Here is a 2,470-nt window from a genome sequence, read left to right as displayed (position 1 = left end):
GATATGTTGTGGATTGTTGTAAATTTCTTCGCTTGTCCCTTCTTCAACAAATTGACCGCGATACATAATTCCCATTCGATCGCACATATGACGAATAATGCCAAGATCGTGACTGATGAATAAGTACGTAAGGTTAAATTCTTTTTGGATGTCCTGCATGAAGTTCAAAACCTGAGCTTGTACCGAAACATCCAATGCCGACACCGGTTCATCTGCAATAATTAATTTCGGATTTAACATTAAAGCTCTGGCAATCCCTATACGTTGACGCTGTCCACCTGAAAACTCATGCGGATATTTATAAATAGCTTCTGGGTTCAACCCCACTCGTTCAATGACAAACTGTACGCGTTTGCGCTCTTCATCTGGTGATAACCGTTCGAAGTTACGAATCGGTTCTGCAACAATATCAAGTACACGCTTCCTTGAATTCAGTGATGAATAAGGATCCTGGAAAATCATTTGAATGTCTTTTGTATATTTGCGGCGATCACTTTTTGACAACTTGGTCAAATCTGTTCCATCAAATAAAATTTCACCCGAAGTGGCTTTATTCAATCCGATGATTGTACGTCCCGTAGTCGTTTTCCCACAACCAGATTCACCTACAAGACCATATGTTTCACCTGCTTGAAGATTAAAGCTGACGCCGTCGACTGCACGTACATGATCTTTTACGGTTTTGAAAACCCCACCGCGAATTGGATAATGTATTTTTAAATCGTTCACTTTAAGTAAGGACATAGTGTTTTTCTCCTGTTTTCCCTTCTGGGAAGTAGAAATTACGATAGCATGAGCAACGCACCCAGTGATTCGGTTCTACTTCTTCCAAAACGGGATTCTCTTGATGTTCTTCCTCACCGACCCATTCGATTCGAGGAGCAAAACGACAACCAGTTCTCTTTAGATTTTGAATCGATGGGACTACCCCATCAATTACGTGCAAACGACCTTTGTTTGAAAAATTACTTGGGATTGAATTCAATAAAGATCGTGTGTATGGATGAAGCGGATTCGACAGGATTGTATCCACAGCTGCCACTTCAACAATTTGACCAGCATACATAACTGCTACTCGGTCTGCCATTTCGGCTACAACTCCCAAGTCATGTGTAATCAGGATAATGCCAGCCTTTGTATCTTCCTGGAGTGTTTTCATCAAATCCATAATTTGTGCCTGAATTGTTACATCCAATGCGGTTGTTGGTTCATCCGCTATCAATAGCTTTGGCTCGCAAGCAAGAGCAATCGCTATGACAACACGTTGTCTCATTCCACCTGATAATTCATGAGGATATTGTGTATAAACGCGTTCTACGTTTGGAATGCCCACTTTCCCAAGTAACTCATGCGCCTTTTTTTTACGCTGTCTCCCTGGAAGTTTCGTATGATACTTCATGGACTCTTCAATTTGTTTCCCGATGCRCACTAATGGATTCAGAGCTGTCAAAGGATCTTGAAAAATCATACCAATATCATTCCCGCGGATTTTGTTCAAATTCGCATCGTTTAAACGCAATAAGTTTTGACTATTATAATTAACTTCACCATCTAATTTTGTTCGTTTTTTTGTATGAAGCCCCATAATGGAAAGAGCTAATGCGCTTTTCCCACATCCCGACTCACCAACAATCGCTAGTACTTCGTTTTCATTTACTGTCAACGTGACATCATCAACCGCTGCATAATACTGCTCTTTAATCTTAAAAGATGTTGAAAGATTGCGAATATTTAACACAGGATTACTCAAATTAACGCCTCCCACATGTTGGTTTATCTTAGCTGAATAGTATGTATTAGTTCGTTTTATCAGAAAAGTCGAACACTTTTTAAAAATATACAATATCTTTCCAAATGTTACAACAATTATTTTTATATTAAATTTACTCATACTGTGTTTAAAGTATGAATGACACGTAAATTAAATAATCATTATTATTAAATTTAGTTATTTTAATATAGTTATAATTTTAGTTGAATTGATATATATAGCCTTTTTATTGAGAATTTTAATATATCGCAGTAAATAATATTTAATTCGTTCATTTGATATGCATATAAAGTTTTTCTACTAAGTAACCATTGAAATTGTTTTCGTCTCCCTAATATTTCGACATCATCCGACATTATCTAATGGATAAAACTAACAAAAAAAGTCTCAATAGCACTTACATGCTACTGAGACTTTAACTGTTTAATTACGAACTTTTTTGAATAAAAGTGACGCGTTATGTCCACCAAAACCAAGTGAATTACTCATTGCATACTCGATTTCTTTTTCACGTGAGGCGTTTGCCACATAATCAAGATCACAAATCGGATCAGGATTTTCCAAGTTCATCGTTGGAGGCAAAATACTATCATGTATTGCAAGCGAAGTAAATATCGCTTCAATTCCGCCAGCTGCTCCAAGCAAATGTCCTGTCATTGATTTTGTTGAACTCATAGCAAGTTTGTAAGCATGTTCACC

General features: G+C 37.2%; 2 protein-coding genes and 1 pseudogene. All 3 read right to left on the bottom strand.

Annotation, left to right across the window (positions count from 1 at the left end):
* A partial coding sequence (locus AC1DSL_RS17210) for an ABC transporter ATP-binding protein (RefSeq protein WP_477533155.1) occupies positions 1-744 on the bottom strand: 744 nt, incomplete at its 3' end.
* Entirely contained in the window at positions 731-1,750 is a 1,020-nt protein-coding gene (locus tag AC1DSL_RS17205; protein ID WP_477533154.1) for an ABC transporter ATP-binding protein, read from the bottom strand. The genes AC1DSL_RS17210 and AC1DSL_RS17205, both read right to left, overlap by 14 nt.
* A 444-nt stretch (positions 1,751-2,194) precedes the next feature.
* Positions 2,195-2,470, bottom strand: a pseudogene (locus AC1DSL_RS17200) (beta-ketoacyl-[acyl-carrier-protein] synthase II); the annotation flags it as partial.

The sequence above is a fragment of the Paenisporosarcina sp. P4_D4 genome, assembly GCF_056401835.1.
This window is presented reverse-complemented; position numbering and strand designations above follow the sequence as displayed.